General features: G+C 46.0%; 1 protein-coding gene. It reads right to left on the bottom strand.

Annotated elements, in window-relative coordinates; all coding sequences use genetic code 11:
- The coding region (locus HMPREF2853_RS05175; RefSeq protein ID WP_261674237.1) for a hypothetical protein at positions 1 to 467 on the bottom strand (467 nt) is incomplete at both ends.

The following is a 467-nucleotide window of genomic DNA, read 5'->3' as shown; positions in this document are numbered from 1 at the left end:
ATCACTTTTTCAGTTGATCCATCTTCAAATGTTGCTGCCACAGTTTCATCGATTGGAACTAATGGGTCGCCACCTTGGAAGGTTGGGGTGCCTGTTTGAACAAGACCCTTAATGTTAACTGAAGAAGTATCTTTACCAGTTGGTATTACTTTCGTAAACTCTGGGCTGTAAGTCGCAGTGACTGGGGTGCCGTTCTTATCTACGCGTTTGACTGTGACTGGATCTGGGTTTCCAACAAACTGTTTGTCTGGAGTGAAAGTTACAGTTCCGTCTGGCGCAATCGTGTAAGTTCCTTGACCTGGAATAGTTTTCTCTTTGCTTCCATCTTCGAAAGCTGGTTCAACTGTTTCATCAATTGGAACAAGTGGGTCGCCACCTTGGAAGCTTGGAGTGCCTGTTTGTGGAAGTCCTTGAGGACCTGTACTTGTTGCACCGGTTCCTGTTGGGGTCACTTTCGTAAACTCTGG

This window comes from Streptococcus sp. HMSC077F03 (assembly GCF_001812375.1).
Classification (GTDB): domain Bacteria; phylum Bacillota; class Bacilli; order Lactobacillales; family Streptococcaceae; genus Streptococcus; species Streptococcus oralis_S.
This window is presented reverse-complemented; position numbering and strand designations above follow the sequence as displayed.